The 18,582-nt window shown below is 42.4% G+C and carries 10 protein-coding genes; 4 read left to right on the forward strand and 6 right to left on the reverse strand.

All coding sequences use genetic code 11. From position 1 onward, the window contains the following. Window positions 1–355 precede the first annotated feature (355 nt). Genes pilQ through pilM form a run of 4 tightly spaced genes read right to left on the reverse strand, consistent with a single transcriptional unit; the run spans window position 356 to window position 3,537 of the window. Window positions 356–1,456 carry a type IV pilus secretin PilQ gene (gene pilQ / locus BM135_RS09020; RefSeq protein WP_092519426.1) on the reverse strand — a complete coding sequence of 367 codons (1,101 nt, stop codon included), beginning with the start codon at window positions 1,454–1,456 and terminating at the stop codon, window positions 356–358. Continuing rightward, window positions 1,453–2,130, reverse strand: coding sequence for a hypothetical protein (locus BM135_RS09025; RefSeq protein WP_245737350.1), 678 nt, complete (start codon window positions 2,128–2,130; stop codon window positions 1,453–1,455). Before BM135_RS09025 ends, pilQ begins: the two co-directional genes overlap by 4 nt. Further along, a complete protein-coding gene (locus BM135_RS09030) occupies window positions 2,120–2,668 on the reverse strand; it encodes a PilN domain-containing protein (protein WP_092519427.1) in 549 nt (182 codons plus the stop codon). The genes BM135_RS09025 and BM135_RS09030 overlap by 11 nt, the downstream gene beginning before the upstream one ends. After that, a complete protein-coding gene (gene pilM / locus BM135_RS09035) occupies window positions 2,668–3,537 on the reverse strand; it encodes a type IV pilus biogenesis protein PilM (RefSeq protein ID WP_092519428.1) in 870 nt (289 codons plus the stop codon). Before pilM ends, BM135_RS09030 begins: the two co-directional genes overlap by 1 nt. A 248-nt stretch (window positions 3,538–3,785) precedes the next feature. Between pilM and mrcA the strand changes: the two genes are divergently transcribed. Next, the gene (gene mrcA, locus BM135_RS09040; protein WP_092519429.1) at window positions 3,786–6,317 is read left to right on the forward strand and encodes a peptidoglycan glycosyltransferase/peptidoglycan DD-transpeptidase MrcA; all 2,532 of its coding nucleotides are present in this window, start codon (window positions 3,786–3,788) and stop codon (window positions 6,315–6,317) included. A 150-nt stretch (window positions 6,318–6,467) separates the two neighbouring features. On the opposite strand, the gene BM135_RS09045 is transcribed toward mrcA, so the two are convergent. Further along, on the reverse strand, window positions 6,468–13,634 hold the full coding sequence (locus BM135_RS09045; protein ID WP_092519430.1) for a Tc toxin subunit A-related protein: 7,167 nt from the start codon (window positions 13,632–13,634) through the stop codon (window positions 6,468–6,470). A gap of 470 nt (window positions 13,635–14,104) precedes the next feature. Then, a complete protein-coding gene (nudE, locus tag BM135_RS09050; RefSeq protein WP_092519431.1) occupies window positions 14,105–14,668 on the reverse strand; it encodes an ADP compounds hydrolase NudE in 564 nt (187 codons plus the stop codon). Window positions 14,669–15,026: 358 nt separating this feature from the next. Between nudE and BM135_RS09055 the strand changes: the two genes are divergently transcribed. From BM135_RS09055 to hslO, 3 genes are all read left to right on the forward strand, one after another. Further along, window positions 15,027–17,144: an IgaA/UmoB family intracellular growth attenuator gene (locus BM135_RS09055; protein WP_092519432.1), complete on the forward strand. Its 2,118-nt coding sequence runs from the start codon at window positions 15,027–15,029 to the stop codon at window positions 17,142–17,144. Window positions 17,145–17,225: 81 nt separating this feature from the next. Beyond that, window positions 17,226–17,648, forward strand: coding sequence for a ribosome-associated heat shock protein Hsp15 (hslR, locus tag BM135_RS09060; RefSeq protein WP_092519433.1), 423 nt, complete (start codon window positions 17,226–17,228; stop codon window positions 17,646–17,648). Window positions 17,649–17,689: 41 nt separating this feature from the next. Continuing rightward, a complete protein-coding gene (gene hslO / locus BM135_RS09065; RefSeq protein ID WP_092519434.1) occupies window positions 17,690–18,571 on the forward strand; it encodes an Hsp33 family molecular chaperone HslO in 882 nt (293 codons plus the stop codon). Window positions 18,572–18,582 lie beyond the last annotated feature (11 nt).

Raw genomic sequence — 18,582 nt, forward strand, 5'->3', positions numbered from 1 at the left:
TTACTGCTTCGTTGGTTGCGTTAATTTACCTCTATTACGTAGTTATAAACAGTTACAAACGATATCAGTTATAAACGATATCAGCTATAAACTACATAGCCATAAACATAGAGTTATCTATGTTTATGGGGGTGTGCTCCCTGCTGCTGCGCTGCAATTCGAAATCTATTGGGTATAGACTCCTGCTTGTGATATTAGATCTGCTCACTCAATTAGTTAATCCTTGTATGCTAAATTACTCTCAGCGTCAAATCCATAAACAGGCCGGACCAAGAAAAATGGCGGGCTATTTGGCAGAAAAAACATAATAATATTTATTAATAGATTGATTTTTATGCTATATTTTTTTCTTTGGTTAAATATCGGTCAATTGAGGTGTAATAAAAATTACGAGTTCCCTTCGGCTATGTTGTTCTCCTTTTTGGTTAAATAATGCTCCCAATAGAGGAAGATCTGACAGATAAGGAACTTTTTGCAAACTTGTGGTTTTTTTCTGTTGAAAGATCCCTCCGAGAATCAGGGTTTCTCCATTTCGAATCGTAACTTGAGTTATGATCTCTTGTTTATCAATGGCCAGATTTTCATTTCCTCCCTGACTAATGGGGAAACCGGGAGCATTCTGACTGATTTTCAGCGCGAGCCGGATTTTTCCCTGCCTCAAAATATGGGGTGTTACTTCCATGCCCAATACCGCTTCTTTAAACTGAACGGTTGTTTTGTCCTTATCCTGAACGACATAAGGGATATCAGAACCTTGCTTGATACTGGCTGGTTGCTGATGTGAGGCTGTTAGCCGTGGGCTGGCAATAATCTCAAGTTGGCTTTCCTGTTCCAGTGCGCTGAGTTCCAGCTCTAGCAAGTTTGCATGAATGCGGGCGGTATTCAGTACCAGCCTATGACGCTGGTTACCCGCAGGCTGGTGTAGATTCAGGCGGTTCAGACCCACTGATTGGTTCTGTGGATCTGCGTTCATTCCCCAGTGAATACCCAATTCATGCAGGGCCTCTCTGCTGCTGGTTACAATATGGGCAGTAATTTGTACTTGTTGTTGTGGGGTATCGACTTCTTTCAGCCAATTTTTAATACGGGTAATCGCATCAAATTTATCTTCCAGAATCAGGCTGTTGGTTAAGGGATCGTGTTCAATTTTCCCCCATTTTGTCAGTAGTGCAGGCTGATTTCTCTGTAGTTGCCCTGCTATTTGTTCAGCATCGGCATATTGCAGGGCAATTACCTGATATTCGATCTCTTGTTCTTGCTCATTTTGTCCTGTTAAGGAAAAGTCAGTTTCGTTCTCTGTAGAGTATATAGGGGGTTGGAATGGATCTCTTACTGACATTTCGAAATCTGGTTCTTCTCCGGTATGGTTTTCTGCTATGAAGCTTTCTGTGGCTGCGGCAAAACCGAATATGGGTAGTAAGAGGCAGGTCAGGAGGATCAAAGAACCGTTATTCATGATTTCTCCTCATAAGTAGGATCAGGGAGTGCATCATTGGGTAGGATCACATCTGATACAGCCATATCTGGCAATGCAAGATCTGAAAACACCATGCGAACTGTCAGGCTGCCATCGGCTGGAGTAATCGTGAGGTGCTTAATCAGTAACGGTGGCTGCAATTTTTGAATTTCATTTAAGAAATGGAGAAATTGGTCATAATCTAGTGACAGCATGATATGCCAGAAAATTTTCTCGTTTTCTTTGTGGCTTTTCCACTCCATTAGCTGGCTGCCAGAGCGGATTAGCGGTATATGCAACCGTTTGAGTATGGTCGTATTTTGGGGGGAAATATTTTTGGGGGATATATGCCTTAGTGAAGGATAACTGTTTTGATCAAGGTTTGCCGCCATTCGCAGAATCTGCTGCTGGGTTTCAGGCAGAGATGGCAGTTCAGCAAGCCTTCGTTGAGATAGTACCGCATTGTGTTGCTGCTCCTTGATATTGCTTTGAAGAGCGTGAATTTCGAGCCGATTTTTCTGCCAGACCAAAAAATAGAACCCCAACAGCAGTGAAATGATAAGTAATTGCTGCAAGGCAAACTGCTGCCAGAAAGGTCGATAAAACCATTGCTTATAAGACCATTGTTTATAAAACCATGGCTGAGAAAACCCTTCAACGTAATTATTTCTCATCGGATTCTCCCATCGACCAATTTGCATCAATAGTGAAGTCTTTGAAATGATCTTCCGTTGTGGTCATTTTTTTTAGCTGTACATTGATAAGCGAAGTGTCGTCAGTCAGGTTATCCAATAAATCGGAGATATCTGTATAGTTTTGGCTGTGGGCAGTAAAAATTAATTGCCCACTGTCATCACTAAATGCAGTTAGCCAACTGTTTTCTGGTAACAAACGGGGAAGTTGACGAAATAGCTGTAAATAGCGTTGATTCTGTTCCATGAATATTCGTTTTTTCCGTAATAGCTGTGACAATTGATGATGATGATGCACTGCTTGGTCTGTTGTTTTGATTGATCGTTGTAATTCAGCCAATTGGTGGGTAATTTCCGTTAAATGTCCGCGATATTGTCGCATTTTGTTTATTTGCAGCGTAGAAATGAACATCAATACGGTTGCCCACAACGCAAGTTGTAAGCAAAGTAGTGCCCCCCATACTTGACATTGCCGTTTCAGTTTTTTCTGCCGCCAAGGTAAAAAATTGACTTGATACATTACTGATCACTCGGCCTGAGCGCCAAACCTGCGGCAATAATGAACGCATTCATTTTTTCTGGTAATGGAGGATGATAATGACGGAATGCCATCAAGAGTTGCCAAATATTGACTGACTTTATTGATGTTGTTGTCGGTGTTGATATTGTTGACGCCGCTTTTACTGATGTCGCTTGCTCTTCATCACTATAATAAATTGCATAACTTTCAGTCTCTTGAGTCATGGGAAGCTGATTGATGATCTGAATCAGATGGGAATTGGATGGGGAAGCCACTAATCCATAACTGAAAGGTTGGTTGGCAGGGGCAACCCATAGCCAGTCCATAATGTGTTTGTGAATCAACCAACTGTCATCAGGCACTCCTGCAAGTTTGGCTATATAGCGCAATGTGCAGGGTGCAATATCAATGGCATCAAGGGATAAATTGAGCTCTGCGAACAGATTCAGCCAGAGATTGAGATCTTTTTGACGGGTTGCGCTGATACAAATCTGCTGACCATGAACACGATAATCCAACGCCAGGTCACTGACAGGAAATTGTTTTTCGGCATTGGCATGTACAAACCAGCCGAGTTCCGGCTCCTGCAAGGCAGTATGGTTAGGCAAGGTTATCTGTCGCTGCAAAGTTTGCTGAACAGGGAGTGCTAATCTTAAGCTAGGATTTTTAGGTAATATTTTTCGCCATTGCATTAAAATATGACGTAATTTTTCAGGGTCTTGTAGCCGCCCACCTGAAATAATTTCGCTGGATAGGTGATATTGCCAGCAATGCCGAAGTTGCCAGCCGTCACGGCGTTTAATGGCGGCAAGGGCGCGGATGTAATGATCTTGGATATCCAGTCCGATATACCATTTAGGTGGATACATGTAGAGATCTCCTTATCTACTATTTACTAACTATTATTTACTAACTACTACTATCTACGAACCTAAGGCTAACAAAAACCTAATGAAAAGCCGCTATTTATGAAAGTGGTATTGATGAAAGGTCATATTCATAGCGTTGTATAGCCTTTATACTAATCTCTTTACACTAATTCCTTTACACTAAGCCTTTTATACTACGTACTGATCGTTTATAAACTGCCCGATTAACATGGCGTGAGAAATCTCAGGTGAAGTTCATAAAGTATTTTTTGATCCTTATAGTTGTTTGCATTTTTTTGGGAACCGCTTCGATTTTTGGTTTGTACAAATATATCGAGCCACAGCTTCCAGATGTTGCGACTTTAAAGGATGTCCGACTACAAACACCGATGCAGGTGTTCAGTGCTGATGGCGAATTAATAGCCCAATATGGTGAAAAACGTCGTTTGCCCCTTACCTTGTCAGAAATTCCTCCCTTAATGGTGAAAGCTTTTATTGCCACAGAAGATAGCCGTTTTTATGAACACCACGGTATTGATCCCATCGGGGTTATTCGTGCTGTTTCGGTGGTGATGACTTCTGGTCATGCTTCTCAGGGGGCGAGTACCATTACTCAGCAGCTTGCGAGAAACTTTTTTCTCAGTCGAGAGAAGACATTGATACGTAAAGGGAAAGAAGCATTTCTGGCGATTAAGATCGAACAATTGCTAACTAAGGATGAAATCCTTGAGTTATACCTCAACAAGATCTACCTCGGTTATCGGGCTTACGGCGTTGGTGCTGCGGCCCATGTCTATTTTGGCAAGAGTGTTAATCAGCTGACACTGAGTGAAATGGCGATGATTGCCGGGTTACCGAAAGCGCCTTCAACGTTTAACCCGCTTTATTCCTATGATCGAGCGGTCAGTCGCCGCAACATAGTTTTGGGGCGGATGCTGGAAGAGGGATATATCACTCGGCGTCAATATGATGAAGTCAGAGAAGAGAAATTGGTTGCCCGTTATCATGCTCCACAGATTGTTTTCTCTGCGCCTTATTTAACCGAAATGGCTCGTCAGGAAATGATTAACCGTTATGGTGAAAATGCTTATACCGATGGTTATAAGGTTTATACCACCATCACGCGCAAATCTCAGTTGGCGGCTGTTGATGCTGTTCGTACCAATGTAATTGACTATGATGTTCGTCATGGTTACCGCGGCCCTCAGGAAGTGTTATGGAAAGCCAATCAGCCGGAATGGAACCAAACCCAGATTATCGATAAGCTGAAAACCTTGCCCAAATATGGTCCCCTGTTGCCTGCCGTTGTGATGAAAACCAATGCCAGTCAGGCGCAGGCTATGCTGGTGGATGGCAGTAAAGTTGATTTGACGATGGCGGGTGTTCGCTGGGCGCGTTCATTCAAAACTGACAGTCTGCAAGGGGCTGTGCCACGTAGTGTCAATGAAGTCATTCGGGTCGGTGAACAAATTTGGGTCAGAAAAGTCAATGACGTTTGGTGGTTGGCTCAACTCCCAGAAGTTAACGCGGCTCTGGTTTCCATCAACCCGATGAATGGTGCGATAGAAGCGTTGGTGGGTGGATTTGATTTTGAACTGAGTAAATTTAACCGTGTGACACAATCGCTGCGTCAGGTAGGTTCCAATATCAAGCCATTCCTGTATACCGCGGCAATGGACAAAGGGCTGACGTTGGCCTCATTGTTGAATGATGCGCCTATCAGCCGTTGGGATGCCGGAGCCGGGACGGATTGGCGTCCGAAAAACTCACCACCGACTTACGATGGGCCAATTCGTTTGCGTCAGGGGTTGGGACAATCTAAAAACGTGGTGATGGTTCGTGCCATGCGTGCTATGGGAGTTGATTACGCTGCGGATTATTTGAAGCGTTTTGGTTTTCCGGGGGAAAATGTTGTACGTACAGAATCTTTGGCTCTGGGGTCTCCTTCCTTTACACCAATGCAGTTGGTACGTGGCTATGGAGTGATGGCGAACGGGGGGTATTTGGTTGATCCTTATTTCATCAGCAAAATTGAAAATGATGAAGGGAAAGTGCTGTTTGAAGCGAAACCTAAAATTGCTTGCCCACAATGTGAAAACATTCCGGTAATTTATGGTGAAACAGTACGTTCCATCGAATTGTCTGAAGATTCCATTGAGAACGTGGCTCACTCTGATATTTCGCAAAATTCAGTCTTGCCGCCTCAACCAGAATTAGAGAGCGTACTGGGAATTATTAATGCGGATGACCAACAGTATGCTCCACACGTTATCAGTACACCGTTGGCGTTTCTTATCCATGATGCCTTGAATACCAATGTTTTTGGTGAGCCGGGTTGGATGGGGACGGGCTGGCGTGCTGCCCGTGATTTAAAACGCCGTGACGTTGGTGGCAAAACAGGGACAACCAACAGTTCTAAAGATGCGTGGTTTTCTGGTTATGGTCCAGGTATGGTGGCGACGGCCTGGATTGGTTTCGATGAACATAGTCGAAGCCTAGGGCGGACTCCGGCCTTCAAAGGCGAAGGAGGCGCGAAGACGGCTCAACCTATTTGGGATGATTTTATGAAAGCCGCGCTGGAAGGTGTTCCAGAACAGAAGATCGAACCGCCTACTGGCATTGTTTCTGTCACGATTGATCGCACCACAGGTAAGTTATCTGACGGTAGCGGTAATACCCGCAAAGAGTATTTTATTGATGGCACGCAGCCGACGGAATATGCCGTACCAGATGTGGGAACAACAGTGACTGAGAATGGTGAAAGCCATGAGTTGTTCTGATTGATTTTCAGCTGATAATGCGGTTAATCAGATAAGATTACCTAATAAATCAAATAAAAAAGCCCCATCTAAAATTGACGGGGCTTTTTTGTTATCTTAAATTTCAATCGATTATTAACGATTGCTCTCTATTGAGTGGACATTTTGGCGCTATTTCTTCTTGATTTTATCTTTTACGGCCTTAGCAAATTGTTTGCCTCCATCGACCGCCGTATAGTGAATGTGAATCTTGATATCTTTTAACCGCCATATCGGGATAAATGCCGGGTAATAGAAGATGTTATCGATCACATGCTGATCAGGGAATTCCAGCGTCCAAGTTGAAATGGCTCCTGTTCCTTCGAAAGGTAAGTAACGGTTATCATCAAACATCAAGGTACATAACCAATTCTCTTTAGCCACACCACCATCATCATTTTCATCTAAGGAAGAGAGTGCGATTTGTTGTTGAGCACGCAAATTATTCACAACATTTTTGCTATTACCTGCTTTTCTTGTTGGATCATAGAGCCAGTTTACGCCGTCCATATCGGCATTGGTTAGCGTCGAGCTGCTGGTTTGCGTCAAGATAGCACTAATTTCCGATGACAAGACTGAATCGAGATTCAGTGAATCCAGTGATATCGAAACAGAAATCTGTTTAACCTGGCGCAGGTAGTGTCCAGGATAATTATTGTCAAACAGTTTGGAATCCAGATTAAAGCTAACTGCTTTTTTATTAACAATCTGATTCTTAAGTTCATTCCCTGACAGTAAATCACTGAGTGAGATCGTTTTCTTGATATTCAAATGGCGTTCATTGCGTTGCAGCCATGCACTTTCCATTTGTAGGAGATCTAACTGCAATGATTCCCCTGCCAACAGGCCTCGGTAAGAATCATTCCATGCTGTGGTTTTGATAAAACCCTGCCGTTGATAATCACCGACTTCATAACGCCAGCTTCTTTCCGCCGTCAGACACATGGAAAGTACGGCATCATAAGCCGGAGCATACAGGGCTGCGAGACGGCCCATCAGCCATTGGTAAGTTGGAACAATCAGGAACCCTGTTGTCATAAACTCATAAAGTTCACGAGCCGTGGCTTGCTGTGCCTGAGCTTCCCTCAATGCAGTTTGGGCACTTTTGATCAGCAATTCCTGCTCTTTCAATTGCATCTCAATAATATTGATCTCGCTTTGTGCCTGTTTGTATTCAATTTCCCACTCTTGGCGGCGGCGTTGGTAGTCTGCTCCATCCTGTAATCTTTCGGCAGCAATATCTAAGCTTTCAGCTGTGAGTTGAGCAATAATTGCGGCAGTGGTAACTGGAGAAGAGTATTTGGCTCCCCCCATGGCCATACCAAAAATATTGGGAATAACTTCCAGTGCCGCTCCTGTGACGTAGAATGGTGCGGCAGCCAATTTGGCAACTTCTGACGCAGTTTTCAGGCTGATGGAGGAGATCTCTAGAGAAGAAAGGTTTTCTTCATAGAGGTGATGATAATGCTCATATCTTTCTTGAGCCATCTCCTTGCTTTCCTCCAGAGTTGCTTTACCCATCTGGGCCATCTGAACCGCTTCTTGTTGCAACTCAATGGCAAACTCAGACAATCTAAGTACCTGTGATTGCTCCAATACTTCCTGTTCTGCATTGACCTCGCTTTCGATGGCTTGAAGTAATCGGTGCCCCATTTCTATTAACTGTTTCACCGCAGCATTGGCGCGTTTTAACATTATTGGGAAGCGATAAGGAGGAACTTGTTGCTGCATATTGCCTAGTATGCTGGTGACATAGCCGGCATTTCTTTGCATCAAACTGTCTGGATCTGTCGCACTAGCATAAAGTGGCAGGGGAAGTACTTTTCCATCCAAAGTCAATCCGTGACGCAAGTTATAGAGTCTATTTTCCAGCGTTTTTTGGAGCTCGATTAATTGGGTATTAAAGGGTGACATAAATAGGCTATCAACAGCTCGGGAATTGGCCTGAAAGTTGGTTTTGATCTTGTCGAGAGTCACGGGATGCCAGCGGGTTGCATCCAAACCTTCCGGTAATGTTCCGAGCAGTTGCAGTGCTTGTTGATAGCATAAACCCGCTTCGTTGAGGCTGTCTCTGGTCAGTTGTCGATAAAGATTATCTCCCTCCTGTATCCAAAGTTTGATCAGGAAATGGAACAGCGATTTCTGATAATAAATTGGCTGGCTGTAGGCGACGGTATCTGGATCAGCGTTTATGATTGATGGAGGCAAATTACTGCCACTTTCGATTATGGGGCGGGAATTCCACATCCGTATGCTCCCATAGGGATCAAACAGATAGTTTATAAACCAGCGACGGGAATCATAGAAGCGCTGCTCTTCACGGAGTCGAGCAGAAACCAAGAAAGGCAGATGGAAGAAGAGTTCCCAGAAATATTGCCCATTGGCACCGTTAAAATCGACTTTGGTCGGTGATGTTTTGTCATCTAATGCAGGTTCGGGCAGGGATTGGGTATCCCATGCCAGCACACGCTCAATGGATTGCGTTGCCCGTGAAACCAGTTGTTTGCCAAATAGCGTGTTCAATCTAATCGCAGTGGAGTTGAAATCAAGCGTTTTGATATCCAGATATTGCGCTTGTTGTTCATTTCTTTGCAGTGTAATGGATGAGATTTTATCGCCGTCTTCGAGATTAATTTCGTATATATTCTCAATAAACATCACAATAGAATCTTTTGGATTATCGGGATCCAGCATCAAAAAAGTAGCCAAATTAAAAAAGTACTTATTGATATTTGGCTTAAGAGGAAATTCGATTTCTCCCGTTGATGCTTGACCGTTTAACGATAATTCTTTGGTGAATAGCGCTTTTTCCTCTGGATATGTAGCAAGGATCAAGTGAGATTTAGCATATTTGACTTCACCCTGGGTTGCGTATTTTGCACTATCTATAGACGTATTATTTCCTTCGATTGATATGGACAGCTTTTTGTCATCCCCTATATCCCATTGAGTACTAAGCTGGAATGCATCTCCATTGACCCATGAGAGATCACAGCTTTTAGTGATTTTGTAATCTTTCCACTCATTGGGTAATAGCTGGAAGAGTTTTGTTTCATCATAGCTTATGGTGAATACATCTGTTGGAACGTCTCTCCCTTTCCATTCAAAATTAAACGTTTTCAGACCCGTATCACTGGCGGGTATTTGGGCTTCAATATGAATCTCATTGGTATTAATTGTCCACAGGAGGTCTTTGGTAGGGAGTTTGTTGGGATTAATCGGTTTTGTTCCGTTATTCACGATATTACGTTTGACCAACGTATTCTTGCCCGTTAACAGAAGCTTGGTTTTCGTTTCGTCCAGCCTGACGTCTAAAGTTAAGATAGGGGATTTAAATGGCGAAAGACTGAAAAATTTATGTCCGGTTTTTTTATCGGTTACTTTGGTGGTTACAAACTTATCTGTACCGGCATAATGATGTTGTAAGGTATCGGGATTGCTAAAGAGTTTATGCCACGTTGTAACGAGTTTTTTCTCATCTTCTTGATTAAGCGATTTTTTATCTACCAATAATAAATCACGCAATTCAAGATAATAATCTTTGTTTTTTACCCATGCGCTGCTGTCTTTTTTCTCGGTGTCATACAACAAGACACCCATCCAGGGATCACCTTTGCGTTGCACATCCACCATTGCGATCAGAGCGGGTTTATATTTTTCATCCTTCAAATAAGGGTTATCTTTATCGGGAACGCGTTTACCTTCTGTAGTTGGGTATTCACCGTTGGCATCCGTACCATCCAGACGGAATAACTCGTTAGGAGCGCTCCATTCACCATTGCTTTGTTTAAAGGTAAATTTCACGTTGATGGCACGATAATCGGTAGGTTTCTGATCCACCCCCATTAGCGGCGTTGCTTCACGCTCGACCCAGATTGCATATTGGCGACCAGAAATAACGATTGGCCGTATTGCCAGCAATGTTCCTGAGAGAGATAGCGTAATTTTTTCCCATTCACTCCATGCCAGTGGACTGATCACGTTATTGCTATCGCGTATATTAATATCGAGTGAACGCCAGTAATATTCCACCGGTTCGGCATTATTTTTACCAACAAAGTGGTAGTGATCATTTTTGGGATCAGTACCATCAATATAGCCGCTGATGATTTGCAGATTACTTATCCGCTCAAACTCGGTCAAATAACGCAGAATAGCCGTTTGGATCATATCGTTATTCAAACGGGATTGACCTAGATCGTTTTCCAGATCAGCAAAGGCGCGGGTTTTACGCAGATGGTGTGCTGGATCGATAAAGTTTTCCGGGAAGTTTCTTTGCATCTGCCAAACTTGCCAGTGGCTGTATTGGCTCAGATAGCGATTCCAGTATTCTATCCGTTCATCTGTGATGGGTTGGGCATCATAGCCTATTTCCAGATGAGAAAAGAGTCGGAAAAGATAGCGCTGTAAACTGGCAATACAGAAAGCCACCCGACTGGTATCAACTTCTGCGGCAACCTGTACATCGGTCAGAAAATAGTTTGAGAGATCTTCAATCGTTGTAATATCCGACAAAGAGTTATCAGAAGGTGCCCAACAGCGCAATAAATATTCTATCAGCGCATCACGCCAGATTTCATTGAGTGAACCTTCCAATTTGGCTTGTATTTTGGAGGATGTGACCGCAAATAAGGCGCTGCTGACTTGATTCCAATGATTATAGCTGGATTGTGTCGTCAGCTTGGCAACATCCAATAATGGTTGGGCAGAGATTTCACTTTTTTCTGCCAATGCCTTAAGGCGCATGATGGTACTGACACCAACGGCATTTTGTGCCACCTTCAGGTCAAAATAACTGGCTGCCCGTAGCACTTCCTTTTCTGTCCAGCCAATTAGTCCTGCCAAATTAGAGGCCGCTTGCTCGGCTGTCCAAGCGTTTGGAACGGGAGGATTTTGTCCAACCTGGTTGGCTTGATGCAGATAATAGATAACGTCATCTTCGGTTTTATTTTCTGGTAGTAAATTCAGCCAGTCACCGTAACGGCTTAGACGATGGAGGAAGGTCAAATCAAGGGCGCGAAGTTTTCCGTCTTTCTGATTCAACTTAAACCAGTCAGGATGGTCAATTACCGTCTGTATGCTTTTTTCTGTCAGTTTGAATAAATCGCAAATAGTGGCATAACGATTGAGGTCGTACCATGCGGTAATAGCAGCCGCCTTCTGCTGCTGATCATTAGAACGACGTGCCAGCGCAATGGTATTGCGTAGGAAATCAGCTTGACTGTTACCGGTCCATTTCAATAGTGGTACAGAAAGGGAACTATCAATATTAAAAGCATGACTGACAGCATTAATAATCAGGTCTTGTTGGGCAATAAATGCATTAATAAGCAAAGTCGTTAAGGTTTGTGTCCAAGTGTCGCCTTGTTGCTCCCAGGCTGCATCTTGAGCCAGTTCTTTGAGAATTTTACTTACTTCTTTTTCTGTTCCGCTATCGGTTGCAATCACATTGTTGAGAACAATGCCGAGTTTTTCGTCCACTAATTTAGCGAGCGCGGTCATCCAGATGATCGGCGTTTTTTTCGCCTGAAAACCTTGCATGGCGGAGGCTATTTTATCTTCGCTCAGTAGGGCACTACTGGCATCAGGTATCACTGATCTGATTTTTCTGATCCAATCGATATTTTCAATATCCGCTGCGATATTGCCGTTAGATTGATAAGGCGTCAGTAACAAGTTAAGCGATAAGGGTGAGAATTTATGGCGTTTGACCCACTGTGTGGCATTCATGACTGCAATCAGCACATCAAGGATATCAACGGCATTGGCATCTTTAGCCAATACAGGGATACCTGCCAGTTGTTGCAGGTAATTTTTATTATCACGGTTTAGCAATAAGAACAGCCCTAAGCCTTCTTTAACTGACAAGTGCAACAAACGTGGCAATGCAACCAAGCGATACAGTGCTGACACAACATTCAGTGAACGTTTGGGCTTTTGTAGCCCCTGAGCCTGTACGACAAAAGAAAGTAATATCTGGCAGGTTGCATCATCAATATTCAGCCCATTGCATAATTGGTTAAGGGTTAATGCATCAGGCCCTTCTGTAGCGTTGGGATCAAATTCCTGATTGTCCAGCACAAGCACGGAAGAAGACGCAGCTTGTTGTGACAATCCTGATGTATTAAACAATCGATCAAAGAAAGAGCGTTGTTCTTCAAGAGAATAGGGCGTGACATGACCGATAAACGCAGCAAACTGCTCTGCGGTGGTGTTGTATTCTTGCTGGAAATGCAGAAATACCCCTAAAACGCGCAGTGTTGCTTTCGTGATTAAAAATTCAGTCTGTTTTTCTGCCTGACACGCCGTTGTTAATAATAGATCGAGGTGTTCATAGCTGAGTTTCAGGGCTTTCTGAATATGCAGGAAACGCTGGATACGATCAAACCTATCATTGTTGACTCCCTTAATTTGAATGACATCTTTAGCGGTGTCTTTATCTTTGGTTTTTTCCTGATAAAGAGCCGGAGCCTTACCAGCATTGATATAGGAAGCGGCATAATTGGCGCCGGAAGGGAAATCTTTATCGGTATTTTCTGGTTTAGCAACATTGCTGGAATAAACGACAGTGCTGTGTGTCACCGTATTTTCTGAAATACCATTAACAGCAAATAGGCGTTCCACTTCTTTAGCATTCAGTCCCGTTTGTTGGGTGAATACTGTCAGGCGCGACAGGGAAACTGCTGCTTCACTTGCGTCACCTTTGAGACCGTAATATTTATCGAAGAAATCTTTTTGGTTGCTTTGTGATTCTGCTAATAGCAAGGCTTGCAGTTTTGGCGCCAGAGTGCTGCTGATCATCATGGCCGTTTGCAGTGAATCAACGCTCAGATTACCATCAATAAAATTGGGATATTGACTATCGGCTTGCTGTATTAGATCCAACAATGAAATTTCTTTTTCTGCCAATACTGCCGTAGTTTGCTTCAACGGAAAATGAAATGGCAGTGAAAGCGGATAGTGAATCTCAGCCAATGAGGAAGGCAAGGGCTGTTTTTTATTGATATGCGCTTGTACTTTTTCGGCGAGAGCCTCAATGACTATTGGAAGTAACTTGCTGGTTTTATTTAGATTAGTGCTATCAAGCAGCAATTTTTCAATATCTGGTCGCCGTTGGTTGAGAAATCGGGCGCTGTCTTTATCTGCGCTCTTCTCAAATATCCTTATTTGTTGATATAAATCGACTAAGTAGGCCAAAGGCCCATCATTGGCTTCGGGTAACCCCGGAAAGCAGTAGAGATCCTGATTATCGTTAAAGAGAGTTTTGTAACTAATCCGTGATTCTATCTTATTTGCCATAAATGATTACCTTTTGAATAGAAAAAATGGTCAGAGAAAAAAATATTCCTATTCCAAATCCATAACTATGGATTATGTTCAGTTTGCTTATAAGCATGGGTACACTATGGCCTGTCAGTGATGTTTATCTAGCCTAAAATATATTTAGGCTCTGATCGTTTTTAAAAAATGATTTTATTTCAATATGATTAACAGAAATATATTGCTGCTTAATAAGAGAGATATTTTAATAGAAGATATATGATTATGATGAAAATTAATATTAAAGATATAGTTAAGGTGTTTATTTATTATTTTTAATAAACAAAATTATTTTATCATGAGTGTCATTAAGATTACTTACATTCATCAAATTAGACATTACGTTAATTCAAATATTTATTTTTTATTTCTATGTTTTTGTCTAAAACGGGTACCAAATTGGTATTGGGATATCAATTTTACCTACCCGTTTTTAGAAATTTAATGGGTTAATATTTACCATTATTTTCTGCTTTCAAGTATCGCTGGGCAAAAAATAGAGCGCTGACATTTCTGGCTTCGTTGAAATCGGGATGTTCCAGCAATGACATCATGTCAGAGATTGGCCATCGAATCTGCACCAGTGGTTCAGGCTCATCTCCTTTCAGACATTCTGGATAAAGATCATGAGCAATCACGATATTCATTTTACTGGAGAAATAGGATGGTGCCATAGTCAATTTTGTTAACAGCTCCAATTTTTCCGCCCCGAAACCAATTTCTTCCTTCAATTCACGATTGGCAGCGTCAAAAATGCTCTCTCCAGCATCAATGGCACCCTTTGGGAAACCTAATTCGTATTGTTCAATGCCAACAGCATATTCATGAATAAGAATTAATTCATCGCCAATAACCGGAATAATTAGCACTGCTTCACGATTTGTTGGTTTCATTCGTTCATAAACTCGTTTTACACCATTGCTGAATTCAAGATCAACAGATTGAATATTGAATAAGTGTGAGTGGGCAATGTTATTTATATTCAGTATCTTAGGTTTTTTCAAATCAATCATGCTTGCCCCTGATGGTTGGTTATATACTGGATAATTGAAAATAATAATGTGCCCAATAACTTAAATATTAATGTTTGATTTAAGTGTTGTGATGAAATGGGACACGCATTCAAACTTTGCTTTAATATGGCTGATTATGTTAATAAATGATAGCGATTATCGCTTGAATGTATTTTTGTTGCTATTTTGCCCTTGCAAAAAGACCACATTTTATGAAAAGGTTTTAGAAAATTTATATAACCTTTTGTAACTAAAATTAAAATATAGAAGGCAAGAATAGGAATAGCCTGATTTTATGTGTCTTAAGAGATCATTATTCTTCTGATCTCTGTACTGCTGTTATCGGCATGGAGAAAAAATGAACTCATTGGTCATTATATTGGCTATTTTTATCATTAGTCTGATTATAATGGCTTCCTTTCTGACTTTCAGGTGGAGGCGCCTTGATAACGCGCGTTATTTACAGTTAATCGCTAAAACAACCAGTCGTAAGCTGAATACCGATGAATATCAAGCTATAGAATCTTATGCGCGAAGTGCCCGTCTCCGGATGAAGACGGGTAGCAGGGATAGGGCTGATTATCCGGTGCTGCCCATTAAATATAATAATGTTTATACCATCACTCATCCTGTTACCCGGTTTTCTGCTGCAACGGATGGAGTGCACCATTGGCGCTATTATATTGATGAAATGGAAATACATTTGCCTGTATGGCTTGAATCATTCATCAAGCAACAAAATACGATTGAGATTGTACAAACGACATCAATACCGCTTGTCATCGCTATTAATGATCACTCTCTGAAAGATTATCAGAAAGATATATCCATCACGCGGGCAGCGGCAAAAACCGAGCATGCTTCCATTCAAAAAAATGGCAATTCGAATGCTAATTTACTGTATGCCCGTAAAGAGACATTGGAAGAACATCGTTTGCGAAAACCAACAGGCACTCAAGAAAGCACTCTGGTGTGTGTTGGTTTGTCACTATGGTTTGTGGCTCTTTTCGTGCCTATCCCAATGCTTCCGTGGTTAATGTTGGCGGCGTTCCTGTTCATTCTGGGGGGCTTCTGGTCATATTTTCGATCACCCTCTGGCCGAAAACTGGCAGATGTTCATTGCTTCAGTGGCATTCCGAAGCGATGGGGGGTATTCAGCGAATTTGAGCAGAAGCAAAGAAAAAATATCTCTTTGGGCGGTATTGATCTGATATACCCCGAACATTGGGAGCCTTATATTTCCCATGATCTTGATCAGAATACAGATATCGACATGTATACCAACTGCCATGTTGTGCGGCAGGGGCATTATCTCTCTTTGCATGAAGAAGAGAAGCACCATCCTTATCAGCGTTACAGTAAGAACTTTATTCTGGTGTCTTTTTCTATCATTGCCATGCTTGTGCTTTACTTTTTCCAGCCAGTGAGTTTATCCATGCGGTTTAGTTTGGCTTGGTTATATGGCAGCAATACTAAGGTTATTAGCAATTTCAATGAGCTACAAAATATGCCGTTGAAGAAAGGGGATGTGTTGAAGGTCAAAGGAGTTGGGATGTGTTATTCTCCGCCCAGGGTTCTGCACCAGTTCGATATGACAATATTCGCGCCATTTGATTGTTCTGGTATTTATTTGAATAGTGAAATTCCACTACCGATAGTGGAATCCGAAGTTATTGAATATATCTCAGAACTGATAAAAGTGGTCGATGAGCAGTTGCATCCAAATGAACGTAACCGGAAAATTAACCCTGAACTGAGTCAATCCATTACTAAATCGGGCATGATCCTGCTCGACAATTTTTCACAAATCATCTCGAATACGCATAAAATGTGCGACTACTTTTCTCACGATCCTGATTGTGAGCGTTTGAAAAATGCGCTGACCAATTTGGGCAATGCCAAAAATTGGGATGAATTGTTGAAAGATGCTGAAACAGGAAAGTTGGATGGAACCAACGTATTGTTGCGTTCTATCAGTGCTGATGCGTTGGAAAAGCTGGTTAATGACACTACTAATTCATTTATCCTTCAGGAGATTAATAAGGTGGTTGCTCTTATAAACAGTCCATCTCCGGGAGGCGTTTTGCTGCGTAGTGATGAAAATAAATTATTCGTTGAATACCCGTCGCGGACAAATTATATATTCGACTTCTCAGCTTTAGATCAGTGGTACGAATTGAGTGATATCTTAGAGATGTTGATGAGAACACCATTTCAAACTGAGGGGATTGTGACAGGATTGTCAGTCGATCCTAATGGGACTCGTCATATCATGTTGCACGGTGAACCGGATTCTTCGTCTTTCATTCGTTATCTGGGAAGTTGTCTACTGCTGGTGACATTGTTTTCAATGTTGGTCATTAATACCATATTGATTATCAAGAAAAAGAAGAAGAACCAACGACGTATTCAGCATATCACTCAATACTATGATAACTGTTTCAACTTACCTCCGACGCCGATGGATTGGCGATGACACGGTGGGCTGTGTTACCCTCAGTTTGTTTTTTGCCAGCGCCGATTAAGCATGTGGATTAGATCATTGGGAGAAATATCCATGCAGAATTCAGATACCGATCAGGCTGTTCGCCTTGATAAATGGCTGTGGGCTGCCCGTTTTTATAAAACCCGTTCTATCGCGCGTGAAATGATTGAAGGGGGAAAAATTCATTATAATGGGCAGAGAAGTAAGCCGAGTAAACTGGTTGAGTTGAATGCAAAGATCAAATTGCGTCAGGGAAATGATGAAAAAACGGTGATCGTCTTGGCACTGAGCAGTCGCAGGCGTAGTGCCACCGAAGCCCAGCAACTTTATCAGGAAACGGTAGAAAGTATTACCAATCGGGAAAAAATGGCATTGGCTCGTAAAATGAACGTGCTCACGATGCCGCATCCTGATCGCCGTCCAGATAAAAAAGAACGGCGTACACTAATAAAATTCAAGAACACAAAATTAAATGGGTCGGAAGATACTCAATAAAGAGAAAGAGTATCACCGCCTCAGTGGAATGAGAGAGATTTATGACCAAGCATGACCAATTACACCGTTTCTTATTTGAAAGCCATTCTGTCAGGGGTGAACTCGTTTCCGTTAGTGAAACTTACCAACGGATGCTGGAGAATCATCATTTTCCTCAACCCGTACAGCAGCTATTGGGTGAATTGTTGGTCGCAACCAGTTTGTTGACAGCCACACTGAAATTTAATGGGGACATCACAGTACAAATTCAGGGTGATGGGCCGGTTAAACTGGCAGTGATTAATGGCAACAACCTGCAACAGATGCGTGGCACAGCTCGCATTGATGGTGAAGTTAATGCGGCAAGTAGCCTGCGCGATATGCTTGGCAATGGCTATATGGTCATCACTGTGACACCAACCGAAGGTGAGCGTTATCAGGGAGTTGTGGCACTGGAAGGTGATACGTTGGCGAAGTGTCTGGATACGTATTTCAAACAGTCAGAGCAGTTGCCAACCCGCCTGTTTATCCGTACTGGGATGCAGGATGGAAAAATGGCAGCGGGCGGTATGTTATTGCAGAGCCTGCCGGGGGAGCAAGAAAACAGTGAAGACATGCTTGACCACTTGGTGCAACTGACTGCAACCATTAAGGGAGAAGAGCTGTTTACGCTGGATGCGAAAGAGGTTTTGTATCGTCTTTATCATGAAGAAGATGTCATGCTATATGAACCTCAGCAGGTAGAATTCCGTTGCACCTGCTCCCGGCAACGTTGTGCTGATTCTTTGGTAACGTTACCAGAAGCCCATCTCCAGGAAATTTTGCATAAAGATGGCAAAATCGACATGGAATGTGAATTCTGTGGTACGCACTATATTTTCGAAGAGAACGATATTTTCGGAGAGAAAGATATCAGTGAAATAAAGGCTGCGAAGAGAGAGTAATTATATTGTGG

This window comes from Xenorhabdus japonica, from assembly GCF_900115195.1.
Classification (GTDB): Bacteria; Pseudomonadota; Gammaproteobacteria; order Enterobacterales; family Enterobacteriaceae; genus Xenorhabdus; species Xenorhabdus japonica.

What these genes read in the sequence shown, in the direction of transcription:
- pilQ (WP_092519426.1), bottom strand. Translation starts at nt 1,456, where the DNA reads ATGAATAACGGTTCTTTGATCCTCCTGACCTGCCTCTTACTACCCATA.
- BM135_RS09030 (WP_092519427.1), bottom strand. Translation starts at nt 2,668, where the DNA reads ATGTATCAAGTCAATTTTTTACCTTGGCGGCAGAAAAAACTGAAACGG.
- hslO (WP_092519434.1), top strand. Translation starts at nt 17,690, where the DNA reads ATGACCAAGCATGACCAATTACACCGTTTCTTATTTGAAAGCCATTCT.
- nudE (WP_092519431.1), bottom strand. Translation starts at nt 14,668, where the DNA reads ATGATTGATTTGAAAAAACCTAAGATACTGAATATAAATAACATTGCC.
- BM135_RS09025 (WP_245737350.1), bottom strand. Translation starts at nt 2,130, where the DNA reads ATGAGAAATAATTACGTTGAAGGGTTTTCTCAGCCATGGTTTTATAAA.
- BM135_RS09045 (WP_092519430.1), bottom strand. Translation starts at nt 13,634, where the DNA reads ATGGCAAATAAGATAGAATCACGGATTAGTTACAAAACTCTCTTTAAC.
- hslR (WP_092519433.1), top strand. Translation starts at nt 17,226, where the DNA reads ATGCAGAATTCAGATACCGATCAGGCTGTTCGCCTTGATAAATGGCTG.
- pilM (WP_092519428.1), bottom strand. Translation starts at nt 3,537, where the DNA reads ATGTATCCACCTAAATGGTATATCGGACTGGATATCCAAGATCATTAC.
- BM135_RS09055 (WP_092519432.1), top strand. Translation starts at nt 15,027, where the DNA reads ATGAACTCATTGGTCATTATATTGGCTATTTTTATCATTAGTCTGATT.